The 461-nt window shown below is 28.0% G+C and carries 1 protein-coding gene; it reads right to left on the bottom strand.

Translation table 11 applies throughout. The features are described from left to right. Positions 1–76: 76 nt before the first annotated feature. A partial coding sequence (locus tag CD152_RS11210) for a protein NO VEIN domain-containing protein (RefSeq protein ID WP_146034116.1) occupies positions 77–461 on the bottom strand: 385 nt, incomplete at its 5' end.

Here is a 461-nt window from a genome sequence, read left to right as displayed (position 1 = left end):
ACTCCTTATGTTTTCTTTGGTCGGAAATACATATTGAGTTTAGCACAGAAGGCTTTTTTAGTTGTCTAGCTTAATTTTACAATCGACGTTTAGAAAATTCTATTTCATTTGAGGAAATAAAAAATTCTGAATTAATTCCACCGACTGAAGTTTTAACTTCTATAAATATATCGTTTCCTTGTTCATCCTTCGCTTTAATGTCATAACCTGCTCCATCCCCTTCATATTTAGCAGTATGAAAAATGGAATCAGCTAATTCTTTTTGACCTTTTTCTACTAAAGATTCATATAAATATTTTATTACTAATTTTTCACCCGCATCACCGATGTTCTTATTTTTAGTGTTAATTTCATCAAAATCAATTTTTCTTGGTGTAAAATCATTTTTTTGTATATTGAAATTTTCACGATTTTTTTTTGGAAGATTAGTTTTAATAATCTGATCTACAGCTTTTATAGTC

The sequence above is a fragment of the Macrococcoides caseolyticum genome (assembly GCF_002902665.1).
Lineage (GTDB): Bacteria > Bacillota > Bacilli > Staphylococcales > Staphylococcaceae > Macrococcoides > Macrococcoides caseolyticum.
This window is presented reverse-complemented; position numbering and strand designations above follow the sequence as displayed.